The organism is Bdellovibrio sp. BIS2 (assembly GCF_055398295.1).
In genome coordinates, this window is sequence record NZ_AP035879.1 from 2,884,927 (window position 1) to 2,907,877 (window position 22,951).

The 22,951-nt window shown below is 51.0% G+C and carries 22 protein-coding genes; 8 read left to right on the forward strand and 14 right to left on the reverse strand.

The features are described 5' to 3' along the window. Nucleotides 1–10 precede the first annotated feature (10 nt). Together ACZ520_RS13785 and ACZ520_RS13790 are read left to right on the forward strand one after the other, a co-directional pair. Nucleotides 11–1,309: a hypothetical protein gene (locus ACZ520_RS13785; protein ID WP_464126125.1), complete on the forward strand. Its 1,299-nt coding sequence runs from the start codon at nucleotides 11–13 to the stop codon at nucleotides 1,307–1,309. Nucleotides 1,310–1,443: 134 nt separating this feature from the next. Then, nucleotides 1,444–1,821, forward strand: a complete 378-nt coding sequence (locus tag ACZ520_RS13790; protein ID WP_464126127.1) for a hypothetical protein — start codon at nucleotides 1,444–1,446, stop codon at nucleotides 1,819–1,821. Nucleotides 1,822–1,898: 77 nt separating this feature from the next. Here the strand turns inward: ACZ520_RS13790 and ACZ520_RS13795 are convergent, their stop codons facing one another. The 7 genes from ACZ520_RS13795 to ACZ520_RS13825 form a co-directional block, all read right to left on the reverse strand. After that, nucleotides 1,899–3,191: a beta-sandwich domain-containing protein gene (locus tag ACZ520_RS13795; RefSeq protein ID WP_374030934.1), complete on the reverse strand. Its 1,293-nt coding sequence runs from the start codon at nucleotides 3,189–3,191 to the stop codon at nucleotides 1,899–1,901. An 81-nt stretch (nucleotides 3,192–3,272) separates the two neighbouring features. After that, nucleotides 3,273–4,802 (reverse strand): L,D-transpeptidase family protein, encoded by a 1,530-nt coding sequence (locus tag ACZ520_RS13800; RefSeq protein ID WP_464126130.1) that lies wholly within the window; start codon nucleotides 4,800–4,802, stop codon nucleotides 3,273–3,275. Nucleotides 4,803–4,964: 162 nt separating this feature from the next. Continuing rightward, entirely contained in the window at nucleotides 4,965–5,159 is a 195-nt protein-coding gene (locus ACZ520_RS13805) for a hypothetical protein (RefSeq protein WP_374030935.1), read from the reverse strand. A gap of 148 nt (nucleotides 5,160–5,307) precedes the next feature. Next, complete coding sequence (locus tag ACZ520_RS13810) at nucleotides 5,308–6,258, reverse strand: hypothetical protein (RefSeq protein ID WP_374030936.1); 951 nt, start codon at nucleotides 6,256–6,258, stop codon at nucleotides 5,308–5,310. A gap of 37 nt (nucleotides 6,259–6,295) precedes the next feature. Then, the gene (locus ACZ520_RS13815) at nucleotides 6,296–6,916 is read right to left on the reverse strand and encodes an HdeD family acid-resistance protein (protein ID WP_088564507.1); all 621 of its coding nucleotides are present in this window, start codon (nucleotides 6,914–6,916) and stop codon (nucleotides 6,296–6,298) included. Between the two features lie 312 nt (nucleotides 6,917–7,228). Beyond that, nucleotides 7,229–9,061, reverse strand: coding sequence for a MutS family DNA mismatch repair protein (locus ACZ520_RS13820; RefSeq protein ID WP_464126133.1), 1,833 nt, complete (start codon nucleotides 9,059–9,061; stop codon nucleotides 7,229–7,231). An 85-nt stretch (nucleotides 9,062–9,146) separates the two neighbouring features. After that, nucleotides 9,147–10,010: a DUF4382 domain-containing protein gene (locus ACZ520_RS13825; RefSeq protein ID WP_464126135.1), complete on the reverse strand. Its 864-nt coding sequence runs from the start codon at nucleotides 10,008–10,010 to the stop codon at nucleotides 9,147–9,149. A gap of 381 nt (nucleotides 10,011–10,391) precedes the next feature. On the opposite strand from ACZ520_RS13825, the gene ACZ520_RS13830 reads away from it, so the two are divergent. Then, the gene (locus ACZ520_RS13830) at nucleotides 10,392–11,762 is read left to right on the forward strand and encodes an MFS transporter (protein WP_232469169.1); all 1,371 of its coding nucleotides are present in this window, start codon (nucleotides 10,392–10,394) and stop codon (nucleotides 11,760–11,762) included. A 112-nt stretch (nucleotides 11,763–11,874) separates the two neighbouring features. Further along, entirely contained in the window at nucleotides 11,875–12,057 is a 183-nt protein-coding gene (locus ACZ520_RS13835; protein ID WP_088564503.1) for a hypothetical protein, read from the forward strand. A 17-nt stretch (nucleotides 12,058–12,074) separates the two neighbouring features. On the opposite strand, the gene ACZ520_RS13840 is transcribed toward ACZ520_RS13835, so the two are convergent. Further along, nucleotides 12,075–12,932: a helix-turn-helix domain-containing protein gene (locus ACZ520_RS13840; RefSeq protein ID WP_464126138.1), complete on the reverse strand. Its 858-nt coding sequence runs from the start codon at nucleotides 12,930–12,932 to the stop codon at nucleotides 12,075–12,077. Nucleotides 12,933–13,036: 104 nt separating this feature from the next. Here ACZ520_RS13840 and ACZ520_RS13845 point away from each other — a divergent pair, with 104 nt between their 5' ends. After that, nucleotides 13,037–13,483 (forward strand): hypothetical protein, encoded by a 447-nt coding sequence (locus ACZ520_RS13845; RefSeq protein WP_232469168.1) that lies wholly within the window; start codon nucleotides 13,037–13,039, stop codon nucleotides 13,481–13,483. A gap of 72 nt (nucleotides 13,484–13,555) precedes the next feature. Here the strand turns inward: ACZ520_RS13845 and ACZ520_RS13850 are convergent, their stop codons facing one another. After that, nucleotides 13,556–14,101, reverse strand: coding sequence for a hypothetical protein (locus ACZ520_RS13850; protein ID WP_088564501.1), 546 nt, complete (start codon nucleotides 14,099–14,101; stop codon nucleotides 13,556–13,558). 210 nt (nucleotides 14,102–14,311) lie between these two features. Here ACZ520_RS13850 and ACZ520_RS13855 point away from each other — a divergent pair, with 210 nt between their 5' ends. Beyond that, a complete protein-coding gene (locus ACZ520_RS13855) occupies nucleotides 14,312–15,442 on the forward strand; it encodes an AGE family epimerase/isomerase (RefSeq protein ID WP_464126141.1) in 1,131 nt (376 codons plus the stop codon). Between the two features lie 17 nt (nucleotides 15,443–15,459). On the opposite strand, the gene ACZ520_RS13860 is transcribed toward ACZ520_RS13855, so the two are convergent. Next, nucleotides 15,460–15,741, reverse strand: coding sequence for a hypothetical protein (locus ACZ520_RS13860; RefSeq protein WP_464126143.1), 282 nt, complete (start codon nucleotides 15,739–15,741; stop codon nucleotides 15,460–15,462). A 44-nt stretch (nucleotides 15,742–15,785) separates the two neighbouring features. Here ACZ520_RS13860 and ACZ520_RS13865 point away from each other — a divergent pair, with 44 nt between their 5' ends. Then, a complete protein-coding gene (locus ACZ520_RS13865; RefSeq protein WP_464126145.1) occupies nucleotides 15,786–16,451 on the forward strand; it encodes a type 1 glutamine amidotransferase in 666 nt (221 codons plus the stop codon). On the opposite strand, the gene ACZ520_RS13870 is transcribed toward ACZ520_RS13865, so the two are convergent. Both ACZ520_RS13870 and ACZ520_RS13875 read right to left on the reverse strand, forming a co-directional pair. After that, on the reverse strand, nucleotides 16,448–17,779 hold the full coding sequence (locus ACZ520_RS13870) for a hypothetical protein (RefSeq protein ID WP_417868363.1): 1,332 nt from the start codon (nucleotides 17,777–17,779) through the stop codon (nucleotides 16,448–16,450). The genes ACZ520_RS13865 and ACZ520_RS13870 overlap by 4 nt on opposite strands. 151 nt (nucleotides 17,780–17,930) lie before the next feature. Next, nucleotides 17,931–18,827: a S1 family peptidase gene (locus tag ACZ520_RS13875; protein ID WP_464126148.1), complete on the reverse strand. Its 897-nt coding sequence runs from the start codon at nucleotides 18,825–18,827 to the stop codon at nucleotides 17,931–17,933. 126 nt (nucleotides 18,828–18,953) lie between these two features. On the opposite strand from ACZ520_RS13875, the gene ACZ520_RS13880 reads away from it, so the two are divergent. Continuing rightward, nucleotides 18,954–20,468 carry an acyl-CoA dehydrogenase family protein gene (locus tag ACZ520_RS13880; RefSeq protein WP_464126150.1) on the forward strand — a complete coding sequence of 505 codons (1,515 nt, stop codon included), beginning with the start codon at nucleotides 18,954–18,956 and terminating at the stop codon, nucleotides 20,466–20,468. Between the two features lie 20 nt (nucleotides 20,469–20,488). Here ACZ520_RS13880 and ACZ520_RS13885 read toward each other — a convergent pair whose 3' ends face one another. Continuing rightward, the gene (locus ACZ520_RS13885) at nucleotides 20,489–21,340 is read right to left on the reverse strand and encodes a hypothetical protein (protein WP_464126152.1); all 852 of its coding nucleotides are present in this window, start codon (nucleotides 21,338–21,340) and stop codon (nucleotides 20,489–20,491) included. Nucleotides 21,341–21,344: 4 nt separating this feature from the next. After that, nucleotides 21,345–22,916 carry a hypothetical protein gene (locus ACZ520_RS13890; protein WP_416480144.1) on the reverse strand — a complete coding sequence of 524 codons (1,572 nt, stop codon included), beginning with the start codon at nucleotides 22,914–22,916 and terminating at the stop codon, nucleotides 21,345–21,347. Nucleotides 22,917–22,951 lie beyond the last annotated feature (35 nt).

Sequence of the window (22,951 nt, forward strand, 5' to 3'; positions counted from 1 at the left end):
AGGCACTGATATGAACTTAGTGATGATTTTGATCGCGCTCGTGTTGTTCGCGGCACCGGGATATGCAGCTGTTTGGACGGATTCAAACCAGTGGTCCGCAGAATGGGAAAACCGCTATTCAACCTGGGTGAAAAGTGAGTGGAACCGATACTTCTTTTCACGCAGGCTTTTACCCAATGGGCAGTCCAATCCCTACTATGGTCTGCGCGTCGACTGCGCCGACGCCGTCTATTCCATGCGCCTGATCTTCGCCTACGAACACAGACTTCCTTTCGTAATCAAAGACCCCACCTACTCGGGCTCCCGCATTTCCAACAAAATGAGTCGCTGGGACCGACAACGCGAAATCGATCGTGTGCGAAGTTTCCTGCTTTATATTCATGAAACAACCAGCACCCGCTCACTGCCCGGCGACACCTATCCCGTGGCCATCAGCCGCAAGACCATCCGCTCGGGCGGAATTCTTGCAACCACCGACGTCAATCATCATTCTTGGACCATCAAAGAGATCCTGCCCATCGGCGTTCCTTATCTGGTTTACAATTCCGTGGTGGGGTCTCACTCCGGATTCACCATGCAGGAAAGAAAGTCCTGGCCCAATGCGAACTGGGTCTTTGAGGGGAACTACAGCTCATCCAGCGGAGCGGGCTTCCGCCATTGGCGGCCGGTTTCAAGCCTGGGCCGGCCCGTGTGGGAGGTTCCCGGATACAGTACCGAGCAATTCCAGATTCCTCTGCAAAAATGGACGAAAACTCTTCAGTCCCGACTGGCCACTCAACAAGAAGAAGACGACGAAATGATCACTCGCCTGGTGGACAACGTCTGCGTGGGATTCAAAGACCGGGTGTCTTATGTCAATGAAGCACTTTCATACAAACGCCAATACCCGTCCTGCATGTCTTATGAGGCGTTCGACATTTATTCTTCTCCCAGCCGGGACGAACGCATCTTTGATGATTTGATGCTGCTACGACGTTCCTACAAGGATATTCTTCAGCGCAATGGGGGCCGGGATCTCAGCGCTGAACAAAAGGCCGCACTGACAAAGATCTTTCCTTACATCAGCCAAAGCACCGCCAGTGAGGCCCGGCAGATGCCGGTCCAAAATATCACCGAGGACTCCGTATGTGTTGTGAACTATCTTGGCAGTCGCAGCATGGATATGGCGGAATTCAAACGCCGGCTGTTTTTGGGATGGCTTTCAAACAATCCCAACGAACGCGGCGAATACCGCTGGGGGGTGCTGCGCGGCCCTTCCGACCACGCCCGCTACTGTCCTTCCTGGGGGGGCTGGTCGCCCAACCTGTAGCTGAAACCCACCCGTAAAGTGAATTTTTTTCCTGAGGCTGCGCCCTAAGGCCTCAGTTCCACATTCCCCTATGTTGTTTCCGGGCATTATGGGGTAGAAGTGCCACTATAACTATCAGCCGAAGGAATATTTCTATGAAAAAGATGATGATTGCGGGACTCATCCTGGTTTCTCAAAATGTCTGGGCACTGAAAGACACCAAAGGTGTGCCATGTGAAACCCGCGTTGCACAGATCACCAGAGCCTACTTCAATGTCGTGGACACCTCCAACCGCTTCGACTTTATGATCAATAAAAAAGACAAGATTGAAGTAACATCCTTCGATGTCATGACCCCAGGTTCCTATGATCAGGAGTATATTGCGGAACTGTTGATCAAGTTTGACCGCTCCAACTTCCGCTCCCCGGAAAAAGACCAGAAGCTGCGCCTTAAGCTGACAGGTGAATTTGACTGTGACTATCTTCGTGTTCGCAGCATCAAATCTTTGGGCAAGGTTGATCGCGCCGACTAGAGACTACAGACTCAGGTAAAAAACAAAAGCCAGATCCCGAAAGATCTGGCTTTTTGCATTCAGAGGACCCTGCGTTCTTAATAGAACATCGGGTGACCAAAGGTTTCTTCAGACAGAATATTCAGATAGCGCATTGCCACTGCCTGAGGGAACTCGTTGTTCGCATTGTACTTCGCCTGATACTCCACGATCAGCTGGTACTTCTGCTCGATATCCATCATTTTGACTTCCACTTTCAAGGCCTGCTCGGCAATCATGAACGCGTAAGCGCTCATGTTCTTGTTGGTGTCTTTCAGGAAATCACCGTCTTTGCTGCCCACGTACATTTTGTAGTACTTGGTGCCTTCAGCATCGGCTTCACGGAAGGTCATGTTGGCTGCCGCCAGTTCCTTGCGGTACTGATCCGGAGCATAGTCACGCACTTTGGACATCATTGTCGCAAACAGCGCGCGGCCTCTGGCATCCGCTGGCATGGACTGATGCTTTTTGTTGAAATCCATTGCCATCTTGATTAATTCAGCACTTGGGAATTTTCTGCACGGCAGTTCATTCTGAATGGACACGATCAGCATGTCATAAGTGCCCGTCAGCAGACTCTTGTAGGCTGGCTCCGAAACACCTCCGCCACGGACCGCATTGTACTGATCAACAAAGAAGTTCATCAGCGTCAGAATATACGGAGTGGAAGTGAATGTACCGCCCGTATTCATAGTGGCGATAAAGTCCTTCACCTGATCGCGAAGCTGATTACCCGCAAACTTTTCCTGCACCGAGCCCGGAGCAGCCGCTTCCGCACGTCCCACCCATAACTGCACTGGATCCAGTTTGTCTTTCAGGAGCGCATCCAGATTGCGCTTGCAGGAAAACGCCGGAATGCGGGACCCCAGAGCCAGTCGTGGCGCTTCTTTGGTGGAAAAGGCCTTGATTTCCAAAGCCGCTTCTCCACCCATGGCTTCCGCCAGGATTTCAATTGCCACAATGCCGGTCTTGGTCTGGAAGATTTCAGAACTGATCGGAGCCATCGGTTCATCCACATTCACACCCATCAACTGACGAACCGGCACCTTTTCATTTTTATCCGTCACCAGCGACACAGAATAAATTTTCATGCGACCCAGTCGGGATTTTGCCTCGATTCTTACCAGCGGCAAGGTCTTGATAAGATCCAAACGGTACAGATCCCCGCCCTTTTCCCGCGTCACCTGATCGATACGGCCCACGCCCTCATACTGAGTTTCTCCAGGAGGAGGCGTCGGCTCAGACGGCGGTGCCGGTGGTTTTGGAAGATCCGGCTTGTTGCCCACCTCGGGCGCCGCAAAACTGATTTGCGCACCTGCTAAAACGAACAAGAGTACTCTACTCACTAACATTTTCGAACCCCTTTCACGATTGTGATTTTCGTTGTTAAGTTTTCCTGCTTCTTTTTTGCCCCAAGGGGCATGTAATCACCTTTAAAAACGTCCATCCAGGTAACGCAGAACTGCCGGGTTCTGACCATAGATATCATCCACAAATCTCACGATCTCGTCTGAATTCATCATGGAAGTCAGATAAGCCGTGTACACCGGCAGGCGCTTGTAGGAAGGCACCGGAATCTCGGTGGGCTTTGCCACCACTTCGCCGGGACGAGCCATCATCGAAGCAATGGTCTGACGGTCCCACGGAGTGTCCTCCAGCAGGTACTCGGCCAGATCCAGCGGCTTTTCCAGGCGCACACACCCCGAACTGAGCTGGCGCATCGGCGTATCAAACAGCTCGCGCTGATTCGTATCGTGCAGATAAATCGCAAAACTGTTCGTCAAATCAAACTTCAAAACCCCCAGCGCATTTCCCAGATGCGGAAGCTGGCGAATGATAATGTCAGGATCCACCGTTCCGGCAGCAATGCCCTTCCAGTCAATCGTCGTCGGATCCACTTTACGTCGAAAGCCCCCGACCCATGCCTCGTAGTGGTGCGAATCAAAGTATTCCCGAATCTGATCACTGGTCAGATCCTTCAGATCGTTGACCTTGTCTTCATAAAAGATCGTCGGCGGCACCACCCAGAAAGGATTGATGATGACGTTGACGATTTCATCCCGCATGGTTGGTGACTTTCGGGCGGGACGTCCGTTGATGGTGCGGAAGCTCATCACCCGCGGCCAGTCAGTGGCCTGATCCATCATGATGAAGTACGACATCGCCAGGTTCACAAAAATGTATTTCTTTTCGAAATACTGCGGGAACCAGCGCATCTTTTCCATATCCACCTGAATCTGACGAACCCGGTCCATGCAAGACACGCTCAGGAAAGACCACACCTTTCCTTTCGGGGAAATCTCTCCATCCGGGCGAATCCGCATGTTCCACTGAATGTCGGTCACCGCTTTCAGCAGATCGCCGTCAAAACGATCATCCATGTTCTTCATCGGATAGCCCAGCAATGCCAGCCGGCTTTTGATCTCGCGAATCACCGGATGAACCGAATACAGACGCAAAGGGGTCGTCAGCGGCACAATGTCCTGCCACGTTCCATCAATACAATGCGGATAAATCTTCTGCATCGCCGCCTGCACTCCTATATAAGGGGCATTTTGCGGGGCCACCAAATTCACAAAGCTCTGGGCATCATTACCCGCAGCCAATGCGATCATCTGAAACTGCTTGGGCGTCAAAAAATCCCGTCGCACCAGTTTGACATCACGACCGGCATTCACCGGATCCACACTGCCAATTTGCAGATCCTTCAACATGCGCAAAAACGCCTGGTTGGCCTGAGGACGCAGGGTCTTTTCCAGATTTCCCCCGTTGCGATACAAGGTTTCCAGGCGATCATTCCAGTAGACTTTCGGGTTCAAACCATGCTTCCAGATTCCCAGTGCGGCCTGACGCATTTCCGAAAGACTGAGCTGGCTTAATGCCGAGCTATAATCAACGGCTGCATTCGCTGTCACAGAGACAAGAAAAAAAGTCAGAACCAGTGACGAGACTGCCACTCGCATGATGTATCCCTCCTTGGATGATCAAGATGATAGGCCATTGGTGCCGTTTGATTCTGAACGTTTTATTTTTGGTTGCTAAAGAGAATGTGAGACAGTTGCCCAAAATCAGTCGGGCAACGGATAGATGCGTGGCGCTCGGCAGGAACGTAATCTACAGCAATGTTATTGTTCGGAGTTCTTCGATGGACGCAGATCTTCCACCGAGGTTTTAGTTTCACGACGGACAGGTTTGCGGCGCGGTTCTTTTTCCTCGTAGAAATCCCCTAACAGACGGCGCATGGGCATTTCATCCATGGCTTTGAGGAAATCATAAAATTCCACTACACGCTTCTTCAGTTGATTGAACTTTCGGACCATTCTTGCCCCTCACGAAAAAAGAATTGTCCTCTTAGTCTAACTGTCGCTGGGCAATTTCTGTGAATTACATCTGACAAGTCACAGGAACTGGACTGCGCGCAGGTCCAGCCGGGTTCCTGTTTAAAACTTTTCTCTGATATAAAGCGGATTAAAGACCGTAATAGTCAAAGACCCGGTGAACAAAGAAGAACTCACTGTCCTCCAGATCCAGGGGATCCTCGGGCAGATACAGGGCCTCTTCTTCAGAGTCCACATGCATCTTTGCCAGTTTGGCGGCGGCCGTCTGCCAATAACGATCCTGCCACAAAGGGTTGGTGACCCGGGTGAAAAGCTCACTCAGTTCCAGCCCCCGATGAACGGCCTCTTTGTTCATTTTCTTTTGCCCTGGCAGAACATAGTCCACCGCCTTCAGAATGTCTTCGGGATTGATCATTTCAAGCAGATAGTAAGTCGACACAAACATCGCCAGCAGATACTGACGATATTCAGCTTTGGACTTTTGCATCCAGGTGTGTTCACCACCCGAACGATAAATAACTTTTATACGCTCGTAGACAGGCGACAGCTTTTTGCCCAGTTGATCCCCCAGGGCCAGATCCAGGGTCACCACAAGGCTTTCGGCAAAATTCAAATAACGACTGATATCCCGCTGTTCCGTCGGTGCCGGTGGCAACAAACGCCAGATCACGCGGTGATTCTGTTCGTGAAAAAGAGAAATCTCATTGAAACGCATCAGGGAGTGTATTTCATTCAGCGGGTCCGCCACTTCATGATGAAAATCCCGGAACCAACCCAATTCAGCGGCTGTCGGCGTGAATTCGATATTGTCTTTGAAAAGATCCTGGGCACTTAAAGAGCGCATCGTTGAGCACACACGCGCCGTGAAGGTTCCGCCCAAAGAAAGGTACAACTCACGGCTTTTACGATAAACAGAGCTGGAGTTCAGCAGGGCGCCATCAAAGGGATAGTCTTCCAGCAGCAGCTTGGAGTGCTTTTTAGATAAAGGCTGCTGGGCAAGGACTTGCAAATCCTTGACGAAATCATGGACCTGTTTTTGGGCCTCGGTCATGGGCTTCTTCGTACTTGTGCGTTTTGCCATGAGGCTACATTAATGCAGCCCCCGGTGCCTTTTCAACCTAATGTAGCGGCGGAGTGCGAGAATCATCATCGCGGTCCCGGTCATAGCGTCGACGCTCGACGGTGTTCATTTTAGAACTGTTAAGTCCGGCTTCACGCAGATCCTCGCGAACCTCTTTGATCGAAATGCCCAACCCCATGGTGGCGATGCCTGCGGCCACCAGATCCACACCGACCAGCGTACCAATTGTCCAGAATGCCGATACCGGGAACGTCGCCAGAATCAGTCCGCCCAGCAAAAGCGAAATCAATCCACTGCCCGCGAGCCAGCCCCACCCCAGGGATCGTTCGGTCACCGCACCGATAAATTTGGTCAGACCGCTGGCTATCAGCAAGAAGCTCACCGCCAAAGTCAGACCCAACGTGTTTTCAATAGGATTTCTGGCGATCAATGCCGCACACACCAAAGCCAGACACCCCAAACCCAAATGAGGCCACAGTTGCCCATCCTTGCGCCCTTGAATCCCGTACACAATTTGCGCAATCCCCACACAGAATAAAACCACGCCCAGAACCATCACAGAAGCCAGAGTCGCCGCCGATGCAAACGCCAGCGCCGTGGCCCCCAGAATCAGATAGACACTTCCCAAAAAGATAAGCTGAGTAGATATTCTTCTCATCACAAACCTCCCGCTTTTTTTTATCAATATAACAATGGCTATGAGCGCGGTATTGCAGATTGTTGACACTTTTTGGGGAAGCAAGAGCCTTCCTCAACCACCCCAAAAAATGGAAACGGGCCCCGACCCTTCGGCCAAGTCCCGTCTCGGACGATCACTTCTGGATAGAAAACTTAAGCAATACAAATTAAGAAAGATCCAAATTTGCGCTTCTACTCCAAAAGCATCGTTTCATTTATAGTATATCCTAAAAGCGGAAACATAGTGCCTGTGCTGCCAACAAGCACTGCTTTTTATCTGAGAAAATTCAGATCAGACCTCATCCACCTTTATACCCTCAGCGGCCATGATTCTTAAGGCGTTGGTCGTGGGACATGGGCCCTGGTTCAGATGATAATGGAAGACCATTTTGCCAGAGCTGTCGATGTCCTCGCGGAAGTGCAGATTCATCACCGAAGGACTGCTTTGCTCCAGCACCGTCAATTCCAGATCATGGGTGGAGATAAAGCCCAACGACGTCTTTTCGTTGGCGAGAGTCTGAATCACTGCTCGCGACCCGATCTGGCGTTCCCGGTTGTTGGTACCACGGAAGATCTCGTCAATTAAATACAACACGGGGGTATCCGTGGCCGCGGTCTGCAGAATATCCCGCAGACGACGAACTTCCGCATAAAAATAGGAATATCCATCACGCAGGGAATCGCTGACTTCGATACAGGTTTCCACTTTCATCGGCACAGTCTGATAACTGTCAGCAAAGACGGGAGCCCCCATATTGGCCAGAATCTGATTGATCCCCATAGTGCGCAGAAACGTCGATTTACCCGACATATTGGATCCCGTCAGCAACCCCAGAGACTTGCTGTGCGGGAATCTAAAATCATTCGCCACGGCTTTGTTGCGATCCAACAGAGGATGGAACACCTGCACACACTGCAGATTCATGGCACCACTGAGCACCGGATAAGTCTGCGTCTGATATTTATCGAAGATCAGCAAAGAGCCCAAAACCTCAAATTCAGAAAGCTCCGTCACACACTGCGGGAAGTCCTTCCCCATTTTCTGGCGCAGACGCTCCAGGAAAAACACCGAAGTCACAGTCCACGGCAGCATCGCATTCAGGATGAAATGCAAAATCGGATTCGTCTGGGTGCCCACGAAGCCCAAGACCGTATCCAGCTTCTGGGATGTTTTTGACGGGCGCACTTTGAAAATCTGCGGGCACAGTTGGGCCAGGGCCGGACTGCTTTCGCATTTCTTTTCAATCGCCAGGAACAACGGCGCCAAGGCAGAAAGGTGATGGGACAACCCAGTTCCCTGCATAAAGGCGCGTCCCACAGACCCCAGACTGAACAAACTTAGCAACGGAAAGGCGGCGAACAGAATTGCCGGCAATGCTGTTTTTGTGGTCACAGAGAACACCAGCAATAACGCCGTCAAAACCCACAGCACCAGATTGGCCACAAACAGCTTCATAAACTGCGGGCCGACGAAAGAACTTTTCAGAAACTCTTGAATCTGCAAAGTGGAAAGGTTCAGTTCGTTGGAATTAGCCTGAATCCCCAGACGGGTGAAAAACCACGTTTGCGGTCGCAGGGCCTGAATCTGCTGCTGTCTTTTGTGCAGTAAATCCGGGCTCAGTGGTGCAACACTCATCCAGTGCAAAAGACGGCGCAAACCGCCTTCAGAGAAAGTTTCATCCAGCACCGTCCACAGGGAATGAGATCCAACCAATCCCAGATCACGAATCATTGGATATTCCGCAGAGGCCTCATGTGCCTGCTTCCAGCTTCGGCCTGACATCTGCCCTAGGCAGCGTTTTTTCTGGCGCACGACGAACTGCTGCAGTCTTTGCAGATGCTGCAAATGGCGAGCGATGTTGCGCGTGCGAATCACAAGGTAAATGAACACCAAAAGAACAACCGCAGGAACTGCAAAGCCAACCCGAGCCTCTGCGTTCATGGATAAGGGAACCAGGCTGGCAAAGAACAGCAGCCCAGAAATCAGACGACCACTTTGATGACGCTGCAGTTTCGCCTGCCATCTGGTCAGAAGCAGATTTAAACGCTGCTCTTTGCGATGAAGAGCTTGGGCGTTATTCAAAGACTTAGTCAGGGTGCCGGGAACGGATGCTGTGTCTGTCATGCCCTAATGATGCCGACCCCATTTCATGCAGGCAACCCCAAAAGAAAAAACCCACCTTCCGAAGAAGGTGGGTTCACAGGTATTTTTACAAAAGCTGGGCCAGCTCATCCTCGGTCACAACAGGATAGTCCTCCCCGTCGACAATCGGCGTATAATCCCAACCATCGTCCGAAGGATCATTCTGTTCCGGCTCGGTCACCAGTTCTTCACCTTCAGAAGACTCACCACCGGATTCTTCATTGCTGCCGGTTTCTTCGCCGGTGCCCGGTTGTTCTGGCTGTTCTGGTTGTTCAACAACAGGATCTGACGGCTCTTCACCACCGTTATCAACCGGAGGCTCTGGCTGAACGATCGGAGTTTTGAAAGCGGACTTCAGCTTCAGGACAGGTTTTAGCAGGCATCCACCATTTCCCTGCACCACCACAGACTTAAGCGCATCAAAGTCCACGACAATATTATAATGATGACCGGCCTCAAACTGCACCTTGTTGGTCAGAATGATCTTCACACCCGTTTTTTGCGCACTCGGTGTTTTCAATTCGCAAATCGAATCGTCGCCTTTCACGGCATAGTGTCCCGATGGTTTCAGAACCAGGCGAATCTGCTGAATGCGAATCCCGGCTGGCGCTTCCACATCCTGCAAAGGCAGGGTCACCCCGTTTTGCAGAGTCAGCAAATCCACAGGCCCCAGCCCCTGGGCCAAGATAAGCCTTCCGGCTTTGCCTGCCCCGGCGACCACAACTTCCATGTGGTCAATATCAACCACCACGGATTTCAGGTCCTTATTGGGCGCATCGGTCAGATTAAAACTGACGACGGCCTTTTCCGCATTGCTTTGTCCCAGGGCCGAGCTCGACGAGTCTGACGGGGACTCTGACACTTTCTGACTGCAAGCGGCGATCACCACCATCGCGCCAAGACTTACTGTCTTCATGAACACATTTTTCATACTACCCTCCTGGCAGAATCTTTCCCTCAATGTACACCCGGGCGCCGAAAAACCCAAAAATGCCCGAAGTGGTTCATTCATTCTGAGAGCACTGTCAATGACCTGAACAGTTTTCGTAAGATTTAAGCCTTCCGTAGGAGTGAAGAATATGCCCCCAATCCCCCGGGTGGATTTCGTAGATCCGTTCACATTCCAAGCTATCGTTTGCCAAGAGGGACTTTTAGTCCTACTGTGGCCGCAAAACGTATCGGAGACGCCATGGCCCTATTACTCGTGAGCATCTGTCTAGCCGCCGTCATCTTTCTGTATTTCAATAACAACCCTCTGAATCACTCGAAAAAATTTATCTTCAGGCGTTTCGTCAACTGGTTTCCCCTGGGCATGAGCTATGCCTTTTTGTACATGGCCCGTTACAATCTGAATGTTTCCAAGAACGCCATGGGCGATATGATGACCAAGGAACAGTTCGGGATCATCTTTGCCGCCGGAACCATCGTGTATGGACTGTCATTCCTGATCAACGGCCCGCTGGTGGACCGCATCGGCGGAAAAAAAGGCATCATCATCGCCACTCTGGGTTCGGCATTGATGAATCTGTTAATGGGCGGCGCTACGTATCTCTATTTAATGGGCCGTCTGAAAACCAACATGGTCGTGGCCTTCTCGGTTTTGTATGCGCTGAACATGTTCTTCCAAAGTTATGGTGCCGTTTCCATCATCAAAGTGAAGGCTTATTGGTTCCACGTGCGCGAGCGCGGGGTCTTTGGCGCCATCTTTGGAACGCTGATTTCATTCGGTGTCTATTTTGCCTTCGACTGGGGGCAGGCGATTGTTGACGCCTCGAAACTAAATCCCGAGGGTCCGCGGACTGCGTTCCAGAATTTCATCCAGCACATCTTTGCCATTGATACCGGAGCCACCGATGCAACCTGGCTGGTCTTCACGATTCCGGCCTTCATCCTGATTGTGTGGGCCCTGATCGACATGGTGCTATTGAAGGACTCCCCGAAAGAGGCCAACTTCGATGAGTTCGACACCGCTGATGCCTCTTCCGGTGATGACGACGATGTCAAAATCACCATGGGCTTGATTTTCAAAAAGGTCTTCGCCAACCCGGTGATGATCACCATCGCCCTGGTGGATTTCACTTCCGGCGTTTTGCGCAACGGGATCATGCAGTGGTATCTGATCTTTGCCAACGAAACCAAACAGACCAATCCGGCATTTTATGCAGGATCTGAATTCTTCATCAAAAACTGGGGTCTGCTGTTGTGTCTGACCGGAGTTCTGGGAGGCTTTATTGCGGGCCTTGTTTCAGACAGACTGTTCCAGTCCCGTCGCGGACCTCCGGCGGCGATCAACAATTTCATCATGATCTTCCTTTTGATTGCGATGTGTTTCTTCCTGACAAAGAATCCCACCCTGTTCGGCTTGGCTGCGGTGCTGATGACCCTGGCGGTGATTGGCGTGCATTCCCTGATGTCGGGAACTGCCGCTGCTGACTTTGGCGGCAAAAAAATGACGGCGACCGCTTCGGGCATTGTCGATGGCTGCGTCTATCTGGGTTCCGGCCTGCAGTCTCTTTCCATTGGTTATCTGTCGGCGAAAAACTGGCACTACTGGCCCCTGTTCCTGATCCCGTTTGCGGGCCTGGGATTGATCCTGGCTTTGCGCATGTGGAAAGAGCTGCCGGAAGCCACTAAGAAATACATCCTGGAAGTTGAAAAAGCGGAAGCCCAGAAACAGCATTGACTCTCTGGTCCAAAGCCTCTTTTTGTTACCTTTGTGCTAGTGATTGTGAAGCCCGTCTCTGGCAAAAAGCTCTGAATTGTTCTATATTGAAGGAAGCAAAAGGAGCTTTATCATGGAATTATGGTTTGTACTTGGATTTTTGGCGGTTGCCGGAATCTCCGTGATCATCTACTTCTGTCTTATGGTGTTCCTCCCTGAATGGGTTGGTATCACTGGCAAGATCGCCCTGCGTGCCGAACAAAGCCACCGCGAAGGTGAATCAGAAGACACTGGCAACACTCCTATCAAAGGCTAGGTCGCAGCTCTTGCGACCTAGTTGTTTCTGTCCCTGAAGGCTCCCGGACTGAATCCCGTTTTAGCCTTAAAGAATCGACTGAAATAGTTCGGATCCTGAAACCCCAAACTCAGGCCCACTTCCGCAATCGGCATGGTGGTATATCCCAGATAGCGCTGAGCTTCGAGCAGACATCTGTCGTGAATCATCTCGCGAGCGGACTTTCCCAACAAACGATGCACCCGCATGGTCAGTGCTTTTGGAGAAAGCCCCAAAGCCCTGGCGTAAAATTCAACGTTGTGCTGCCGGCTGAAGTTCAGTTCAATCAATCGCTCAAAATCTCCAAGGAAAGCGCCTTCACTTTTTTTGACCGCTGTTCTGCCTGAAAGACGAAACAGGGACAGAATCAGAATATTCAAATGACTCTTTAAAGCACTGCCATAACCGCGGTCCCGGGATGCAAACTCGCCACACATCTTTTCGCAATGGAAATAGAATTCTTTCTGCTGTGGTGCTGACAGCAGTTTCAGGTGTTCTGGCAATTCATGCAGACTCTGAAACAACTCGCGGTCCATGGCATCCAGACTTAAGGATTCCACATAAAACTCGATCACATAACCCCTGGCGCCCTGCAAATCCCAGCGGTGCACCTGACCTGGCTTCACGAAAAAAACCGCCCCGGCCCTGATGGGATATGTTTCAAAGTCGATCTCATGCTGACCGCGGCCTCCGGCCACAACGACCAATTGAAAGAAATCATGACGATGAGGAAAGGGCACCGACGGCTTCACACGCCCTTCCAGACGCTCGGCGCGAATATCTCCGCGTTCAGCTTTGACCACTCCCAATGACTTCATGGGATGAAGTGTCTTCATCGGGCGAGCTGTCTTTGCCATGTCAAATTACTCCTCATTGTAAAACTTCACAGAGCCGGCTTTTATTTTGTCCGTCTTATCATAACCCCGGTATAAAAACTCATCAACCAATGGAGGGTATAACAATGAAAAAGTATTTTTTATCTGCAGCAATGATCTTAAGCGCCGCCAGCCCCGCCTGGGCCGCAGAACTGACACCAGGAAATCTGGTGGGACGCTACAAAGTGGAGGCCCGCGCCGGGTTCCAGAAAGTTTATGCGAATTTCCGCGTCGTCAACACAACCGAATTCGAAGTGCAAAGAACTTATCCCAATGGAAATGTGGATGAGGTCTGCAACGGCACTTTCAACCTTCTTTCCAGCGTCAGTTGGGATGAGGAATTCCTGATTCTGGCGGCAAAAAAGAATTTCAAAGGTTCTTTCACCTGCCCAAGTGACCGCTCCAAGGAAATCAGCTTTAACATCGACTTCGGTACCACCACTACAGAAGATCTGGTGCGCGGCACGAGCGTCAGCCTGACCAGCTCCATCGCCCCGGGCATGCGTTTGAATGCCTACGTGAAAAAACAGTAGTTTCGCCGGTTCAACAAACAAAAAAGGCGCCCTCTTTCGAGAGGCGCCTTTTTTTGTTAAGCCCGTCTGAATTTAGATTGGCTCCACTTCCGGTTCAGAGATCGCTTCGATATAAAGCTTATCCACACCGACTTGCACGCCCAGGCCTTTCAGCAACTGCAAAGAGATGTTCATTGCCAACTGAGGCAAGCCCACCTTCACGGCAGTGAAGGCGCCCACACCACCGATGATAGCCGCTTCACCTTGCGCCACCAGGTATTTACCCAGGATCACATCAGGATTGGAATTGAACAGACTGATTTCGGATGAAGCGCCCTTAAGTTTGAAATAGCCGATTCCCGCAGTTGCGCCAATCCAATGATGTCCGATCGTCACCATCACATCTTGTCTGTAGTGGGTTCCCTTGATGCTCTTACAGTGAAGTGTCCCGTAAGCCACAGTTTTAAAGTGCCCGACAATAACTTTGATACCTTTGGATGTCCCTTTAAAGGTCATGCCGCAACCCCACAGGCGATTCCCCATGATGCTGGCATCATTTTCCATGGTCACCGCATCCGTGTTGGCCTGCGCAAATGCTCCCGTCAGACCGATCGCCAAAAACAGAATCAACTTTTTCATACTTTTTTCCTCCTTGTTTCGTACAATGAATTGTCCGTGTTCTCTATTCGGAGGTAATTCGTGGAACTAGGCAAGTCGTCGGACGAAACACATATCATTCGATGAAATCCCCTGCCTTTTCCCACACTTCAAGTGGTAACAGGGGGCTGGACTCCTGTTACCAGACAGGATATTGTGAACGCTCACATCTAGTTACATTCCGGAGTGCTTATGGTTGAAAACTGCAAGAACTGGCTTTCAAAAGACGTCCTTCCCCTATGGTTGAACAAAGGGGTTGATTGGGAACGCGGCGGCTTTGTTGAATCCTTCTCTTTGGAAGGCGAACCTCAGGACGTTCCTCGGCGATCAATGGTTCAGGCACGCCAAATCTACAGTCTGCGCCTGGGCATGGAACTGGGGCTTTGCGATCAGGAAAAATCCCGCAAAGCCATCGACATCGGGGCCGCCGCACTGATCCGCAATTACTCTTTGCCATCCGGAGGCTTCATTCATTCCGCCACCAAAGAAGGGGAAGCCAAAAACACGACACCGGATCTGTATGCTCAAGCCTTTGCGCTGTTTGGCCTGGCACATGCTTATGCCGTGAATCCTCTTGCGCAGTACAAAGAGCGCTCCCGCCAGTTGGTTCAGTATCTTTACAATGAACGCCACCTGTCCCAGGGCGGTTTCACCGAACTGACCGACAAAGGCGTACAATACGAAGCCAATCCGCATATGCACATGTTTGAATCTGCGGTTGCCTGGATGGCCGTCGACAGTGATCCACTTTGGAAGAAACTGGCTGACGAAATTCTGAACCTGTGTCTGACCAAGTTTATTGATCCCAAATCCGGAACACTGGCTGAACACTTCAACGCCGACTGGTCCCCAATTCTGGAAAATGGCAAATTCGTTTTTGAACCAGGCCATCAATACGAGTGGGCGTGGTTGATGGGTCTTTATCAAGGCCTCACCGGCAAAGACCTGACAGCTGTTCGCGAAAATCTGATCGTGCTCAGTGAAAAACACGGCCTCTGGGCCGAGCGCAAGTCCGTGATTGATGAAGTGTGGAGCGATCTATCGCCCAAAACGAAGACGTCCCGTTTCTGGCCTCAATGCGAGCGCATCAAAGCGGTTCTGCAAATGGGACTTGAAAAGAAAGACCAACGTGTCCAGTACGCCCAATCTGCGGATGAGGCCATGGCGACCCTGTTTAAGTTTTTTGAGACTCCGCAGAAAGGCCTGTGGTTTGATACCTGGCAGGAAAGCGGCGAATTCAGAATTCAACCGGCAAAAGCAAGTTCGCTTTATCACATCATCGGCGCCATCAATGAATACGTGCGCCTGCGCCCGCAGTTGTAAAAAAGAAGCCGCTCTGTTTAAGGGCGGTCTATTCTGATCAGAATATCTTCAACAATTGTGTCCACTGCCGATCCGCGGGTCATGCCCATGCGGTTTAGCACCACAATGCTAAGTTTGTTTTCAGGGCAAAAGCGCATACAGGACACGGTGCTTAGATTCCACTCCACATCCGGTCGGCGCGCCGTCAGCGCCGCCTGAACCTCCGCCAGAAAAAGCTTGTGCGATTCGACCGGACTCTCCGCCCGCGCCTCCGTGGATCTGGCAATGCACCCTGAACATATTTCAATATTCTGCTTCAAGAAAATCGTCCCCTTTTGCAGAGTTTCTGACTATAGTGCCTCCCATGCAAGATCTTCTTATTATCCAGCACGAAAATGACACTCCTCCGGGCACGGTTCTGCTTTGGGCGGAACAACAGGGGCTCAGACCCCACGTCTGGAATATTGCCTCAGAGCCCGCTCCGTTCCAGCCTGAAGACATCAAAGCTTTGGTGATTTGCGGTGGCACGATGGACACGTTTGAAGAAGACAAGCACCCTTGGCTGATCGATGAAAAAGTCTTTATCAAAAAATGTGTGAAGCAGGGTCTGCCTGTCTTCGGCCTTTGCCTGGGAAGCCAGTTGCTGGCGGAAGTTCTGGGCGGACGCGTGTATGCGGCCGGCAAATGGGAAGTCGGCTTCGTTCCGGTGACCATGAAAGATCAGACCACTCCCTACACACTCAACGTCTTTCACTGGCATCAATGCACTTTCGATCTGCCTCCGGGTGGCGAGCTGATGGCAACAAATGACTTCTTCCCGAACCAGGCCTTCCGCTGGGGCACCAACGTGGTGGCCACTCAGTTTCATCCCGAGTCCACTCTGGAATGGATCCACGAATGTGCTGACTCCGTCACACCGGAACACACGGGCCTGGTGCAAACAAAAAAGGAGATGCTCGAAAGCATCTCCTTGCAACAGCCCATGCAGGACTGGTTCTTTAAAACTTTGACTCAATGGTACCATATCTAGTGATTAAACACGCGGCCGCACAGTCGTGCCGCGCCCACTTCACGCTGCTGATCCTTGGAAACCATTTTCAGGAATCCATTATTCGCTGACAACAAGCTGTAATCACGCGTGAAGTAACCCATTTTGTGCTTCACTTTGGTTTCCGGGTCTTCATAGATACTGCGATCGATCACAGTGCGTGCAGGAATGTCCACACCTGTTTGACGTTTTACCTCAGCTTCAAATTCCGCAAAGAAGTCACGGCCCCACTTATCATAGCTGTCCGCCGAACTCTTGTCGTTGCGATAGTCGATCCAGCTTGGCGGCTGGTTACCATGCAGAATCCCGACAGTCATACCCATGTCACCTCTCATGATATTGCCCTTTTCCCAGATATCGATGATATCGGTGCGCTTGATCGCCTTGAAGAATTTTTCGTAAAGATAAGAATCACCGAAATCGCGCAGAACGATTTTACCCGTCGGCTTGTTGCGCTCATCCAGCTCCACCAGGAAGTTCTGAGAGTGCGGGGAATCATAACGAATCCCGGTCGCCACAAAGAATTCCGCCAGTGCGCGGGCCAGAGGCTTGTTATAGTTTTCATTCCAGTAAGATGCCGGGTCTGAAGAACCATTGGCTTTGGCCAGTTCACGCCCCAGCTTTTCGTGCATGATCGAGAAGCCCGGCACATAGCGCTTGCCCGTGCCCGGAAGCTCTTCGTAAGAACGCACGATCATACCCATATCAAAACGCTTGATACCAAAAGCAATCGGTTCATCCAAAACGATCGAGTGCTGCAAAGGCGGCTGAGACTTCAGACGCTCAATCACGTAATCAGAAATTTTACGGATCTGGGAAGCATCATCCCAGGTCTGTTTCTTGTCGGCCCAGTAACCGCCGGTGCGGTTGGTGGAGGTTTTCAAAGAAAACTCAGCACCTGTTACCGGGTCCACCAGGATATAACTGCGCGAAGCGGTCATATAACCTTCAAAGTAGGCTTTTTTCACTGGTTCAATGCCATTGCGAAGCAGGAACACGCGCACGGCTTTTTCCCAGCGGGTGTCTTCCGGATTCAAAACCCAGCGCACATACTTTTCGCCATCACGTTCAAAGGTCAGAGCTTTGACGTAGCCGGCATTGGCGTCGATCTTCAGGTCGGATTCCAAAATTTTCAGGGGGATTTCGTAATGATGAATGACTTTCTTTTCATTACTTCGTGTCGCCACGGCATTGGCTTTGGTTTCATACAAAACCAGATCCCGCATTTCATCGGTGATGGCCAGCGCCAGCTGGGACCACAACATCGATGCAACAACAGCAGAACCCACAAAAGTCTTAAACACTTTCATTTCGAAATCCTCCAAGAATGGTTCAGCTCTTAAAGATTTCAAAGGGTGTTCCAGCCCAGAACAAAAAGAAACGGGGAAAGAACATGAGCTCTTTCCCCGCAGAAGTTTTTTGCTTTACAGATGTCAGGAAACTGACAGTCTCAGAATGAGACTATCGCATTTTTGGCATCGTGGACTTGATCCAGTCAGTATAGTAAACGGCATTGGTGTAAACACCCACACTGTCACACAGAGCGCTGCCGCGGCTGGTAACGCCGAACAAGAACAGCTCACCTTTAATTTCCACATAAGCCGGACCACCAGAATCCCCAGCGCAAGTGCCGGAACCTTTGGATTCATCCAGACGCACTTCTGTTTCCTGAACAGAAGAAATCGGAGCTTTGGTTTGGCGCAAAACGCCGTCACCGGACATGTCCACTTTCAGGCAGTTCTTCAGGTCTTCATCGCAGATGATTTCGCCATATTCCAGGGCCTCATCCAGATTTTTGACTTTTCTTGCATCCACAGGCTCTGTATCCACCTGGGAAACGCCATAACCCGCCAAAGTCACCGTCAAACCACGACGCAGGATCGTATCATCCTTCAGCATTTGAACCGGCTTGTAGCCCGGAGGCAAAGCACCGTGGAACTTGATCAAAGCGATGTCACCCCAGTCAGTCTCTTTTTCTTCCTGATCCACTTCGTTGTAGCTGGAATGGATTTTATAGTCAGACACTGAGCGAGTGTACATCTGAACGATGTCCTGTTCGCGGGCGCCCATCAGCTCATCCACATCCAAACCGAAGATCAAACGCAGTTTGCTTGGCTTCAGACCGATCACACAGTGAGCAGCCGTCAAAATATAGTTTTCAGCGATAATGGAACCTGTGCAGATGGAATTGGACTGCAAGTCCATGATCCCAACAATTCCGGATGCGATTTTCGCGTTTTCCGCCACCAAAGTGCCGCCCATAATACCCGCGGAATCCTTGGTATTCACCTGAGGACGATTAGAAAGTCCACAGGAAGCCAAAACAATGGCCACCAATGCCAATAGAATACGATTCAAATGTGCCTCCCCCAAAAGAGCGGCTCTTATATGTAGGACCTTACCAAACGGCAACACTTTTTTAAAAAAAGGCGGGGTGACCGACATGTTCTTGAGTTCTCCCTATGAAAGAATAAAATTCAGGGTATGAAAAACTTTTACCAAGACGGTCCCCAGCTTTCGAACACGTTCCGCTCCGACGAAACACTTCAAAAGATCCTGAAGTCCCTCTTACCTGCTGACGCCCAGAAAGTGGCTCTTCCTCACCTTGAACACCTGGGTGAACGAGCGGTCACCGACATGCTGACTTGGGCCCAAGAGGCAGAATCCCAACCACCCGTCCACGTGCCTTTTGACCCATGGGGTCGAAGAATCGACGACATCCGCACCTCTCACGGCTGGAAGGCTCTGGAAAAGGTCGCCGCCGAAGAAGGCATCGTGGCCACGGCCTATGACCGCCGGTTTGGAGCTGCTTCCCGCGTTTATCAAATGGCGTTGCTGTATCTGTATTCCCCAAGCTCGGCGATCTTCTCATGCCCCTTGGCTATGACCGATGGAGCAGCCCGCGCGCTGGAGCTTTACGCGGACCCTGATCTTAAATCCCGTGTCCTGCCTCACCTGCTGTCCCGGGATCCAAAAACATTCTGGACGGCTGGTCAATGGATGACGGAAAGAACCGGCGGTTCTGATGTCAGTGGAACTTCCACGGATGCACACCCGTTTACCGGCACCAGCGAATTTGGCGCGACCCATTCCCTGCATGGAACCAAATGGTTTACTTCCGCGACGACATCCCAGATGGCCCTGACCCTGGCACGTCCGGATGGTGCAGCACCTGGGTCTCGCGGTTTAAGCCTGTTCTTCCTGGAGCTTCGCAATGACAAAGGCGAGCTGAATCACATTCAAATTCACCGCCTGAAAGACAAGTTGGGCACCAAGGCCCTGCCAACCGCAGAGCTGAGCCTGCAGGGAACACCGGCCCGCATGATTGGCGGTGTGGGTGAAGGCGTGAAACGCATCGCGAGTGTTCTGAATATCACGCGCATTTACAATTCCATCTGCGCTGTGGGTCACATGCGACGTGCGTTGGATCTGGCTAAAGACTATTCCAGCAAACGCCAGGCGTTCGGAAAGCTTTTGAAAGACCATCCCCTGCACAAGTCCACTTTGGATTCCCTGGAGGCGGACTTCCGCAAATGCATCGCCTTTAGCTTCTTTGTGGCCAATCTTTTGGGGAAAGAGGAAGTGGGCGAAGCTTCTGCTTCTGAAAAAATCCTGCTGCGGGTTCTGACGCCGATTCTGAAACTTTATACCGCGAAAAAATCCATCCATATCTCCAGCGAGGTCGTCGAGATGTTCGGCGGTGCGGGTTATGTGGAAGACACCGGCATTCCCCGTCTGCTGCGCGATGCGCAGGTGTTTTCTATCTGGGAAGGCACCACGAACGTTCTGTCTTTGGATATGCTGCGTGCGTTTGAAAGGGATCAGGCCGGACAAATTCTGGAGCAGTTCCTGGAGCGTTCCGCCGCGGATCAGGAAGGACTCAGTCGCCTGAAAAAACTCATGGCGCTGAACCTTGAGGAAAAAGAAACACATGCGCGAGACATTGCATTCCTGATTGCGGAGCTGACAGCAGGCTTTGCAGTAAAAAGTTATTTATAGTGTTCAAAGAAAAACAAGGCTCACATAGAGCCTTGTTTTTTAATAGCCAGACTTCCATTGAATGACGTCGTGGCCAAAGCATCCCTTTTAAGATCCTTGCCCGAACGTTCTTTGAAGCGAACTTCCACCACACAAAATCGTGGGACTTCGTGCGCCGCCTGATTCAAAAGCATTTTAATCTTCTGATAACCGATTTCCTTCGGACTTCTTTCATCCACCCGTTTATAGATCGTCTCTGTACGGACGAAGTCGGAATACAGGTCCCCATAATTAGGACTGGAATTTGGCTGTCGAGGACTTCCGCTCTGCCCACGATATCTCAGATCGCACGCATACTTTATTTCCACCGAATCCAAGGCCACCGCATAAGCGCTTCCCTGCAGAGTGAAGTCCAGCCCATAAGACCCCAAAGACTGATCATTCCCTGAAGTCGCGAAAGGCCCTTTGTAGCAATAGGTAAAACCATACTCCGCACCCAGAATCTCGCTTCCCAACTGCACTTCCAGACTGTTCATCTTGCCATTGAACAAGTTGCCGTCATCCACGAATTGCTTCCACTGGGAAGTGCTGTGAATGGCCTGGACCGCTCCGTCTGATCGAGTGGCCACTATCTGGTTGCCAATCATCTCTTTGGAATAGCACTGACAGGGGCCATCCGTCGGTCCGACTCGGGTCGGATCACAGGATTCTCCCGTACCGAGGTTCAGACAAATCTGCTCTGCCGATGAAGCAAGACTGCGGATTTTTGCATTGCAGGCATAAAGTTCTTCACCCGTCACCGGATTCACTGAAGAGCCCATAATACTGCCGGTGCTGGCCCCGGCAGTCAGTGAAAAAAAAAGAAGCAACAAAGGGACCATAAAGTTCTTCATATTTCTATCTTTCACACGTCAAGGTGGCAAAGCCGCTGGTCTTATTGTCGTAATTTCCACCCAGAACACTTCTTTTGGAAATAGACAGGTTCAGCAGCTTCTGCGCACCGGTATCGAGATCCTTTTCCCCAACAACAAACTCCACGACGTATTTCTGGTGAAATTTCTTGTTGCCGACCTTCAGGCAACTGGATTTATCGTCGCAAACACGGTCATAATAAGGAGGCCATATTTGGCTCTTGATAATGCCATCCAAACCGCGAACGATTTCCCCAAGGGCCACGCCCTGATTGTGACGGACCAAAGAACCCACGCCGCCAAATGAAGGCAAAACACCGAGATTGCTCAAAGACGAGATATTAGGGAAAATATCAATCCCCACCTCGGCATCCTCCGTGGCGTACATATTCAGAAGCATTTGTCTGAAGCCACTCAGGAAAATAGAATAGTCATCCGTTGGATTCTGCATCGTCACGACAATTTTGTAGCGGCCCCCTTTTACCAAGGGCCCTTCGGACAATCTGAATTTCATCCCAGGCACCACCCCCTGCCAGTTTGGCGGCACCAGACCCCCGTCCCACCATTCATCAATCAACGTCTGCTTGTTCTTTCCGACCTGATAAAGCTCCACTTGACCGAAGAAGGGCTGGGTATAGTTCGAGGCGCTGGCGCACTCATTCCCCACGCACTTTTCCGGGGCGAAGTTGGACACCAGGAATTTGAGCTGCAGCTCTGAGGTGTCGGACTGCTGCTTGATTTCGATATCAGAAATGTCCGATTCGACACTGTAGTCTGTGACAAATCGCGGGGTCATTGGACCGTAGTCCTCTGTCAATTTCAGGGTTTTGGAATCCGGGGCAATATTCAAATGAAGCAGTCGGCTGCCGATATGAGTCAGGTCCTGACTGTTTCCGGTATCATCACCGGCAATCAAAGTATTTAGTTTTGCATACATGTCCTGGGGTTCGATTCCCAGTTCCTGAAGATAGGATGGCTCAAGGCACTTGCCCTTGAAAACCGGTTGAATTGCAAATTTATTTCTGCCGCGAACCTTTAAGAAGCACATATCGCCAATCAAGGTGACCGCTCCGTCCTCTTCACGACGAACCTGGCAGAACTCCTGATTTTCTTTGGCAATGATAGGTTCACCACCGACGTCAACTACACGGACGTCAAAGCATGATCTGATAAACTTGTACTGACGCAGTAGACTGGCCGTGGCCCTGCCCTGCTTAAAATCTCCCAAGACGTGGGAGTTATTGATACTGCAATTTCTTGCCGCATGATCACCAAAGATACTGGTATTAATGCCCGTGTTGGTTGTATCCCAAAACGCCGAGCCCAAGGAGATCATTAAAAAGCGACCCGCATCCTTTTCGCACTTGTCCACCAGGGTGGACGGAATCAACTGTCGGCCGGTGTAATCTCCCCAGCTTTGATTCGCCGGGGAGATTTGAATCTCGATCTTTTCATCCGTATCGGCCACGCATCCACCGGATGCGTGAACGGATTCTGCCATAGTCAAAGATACAATCAGAAGGAGCAGACGTCCCAAGATCCGTAACTCATTTTTCATAGAACCACCAATTTTAGTCATATCTGTTCCTTCTG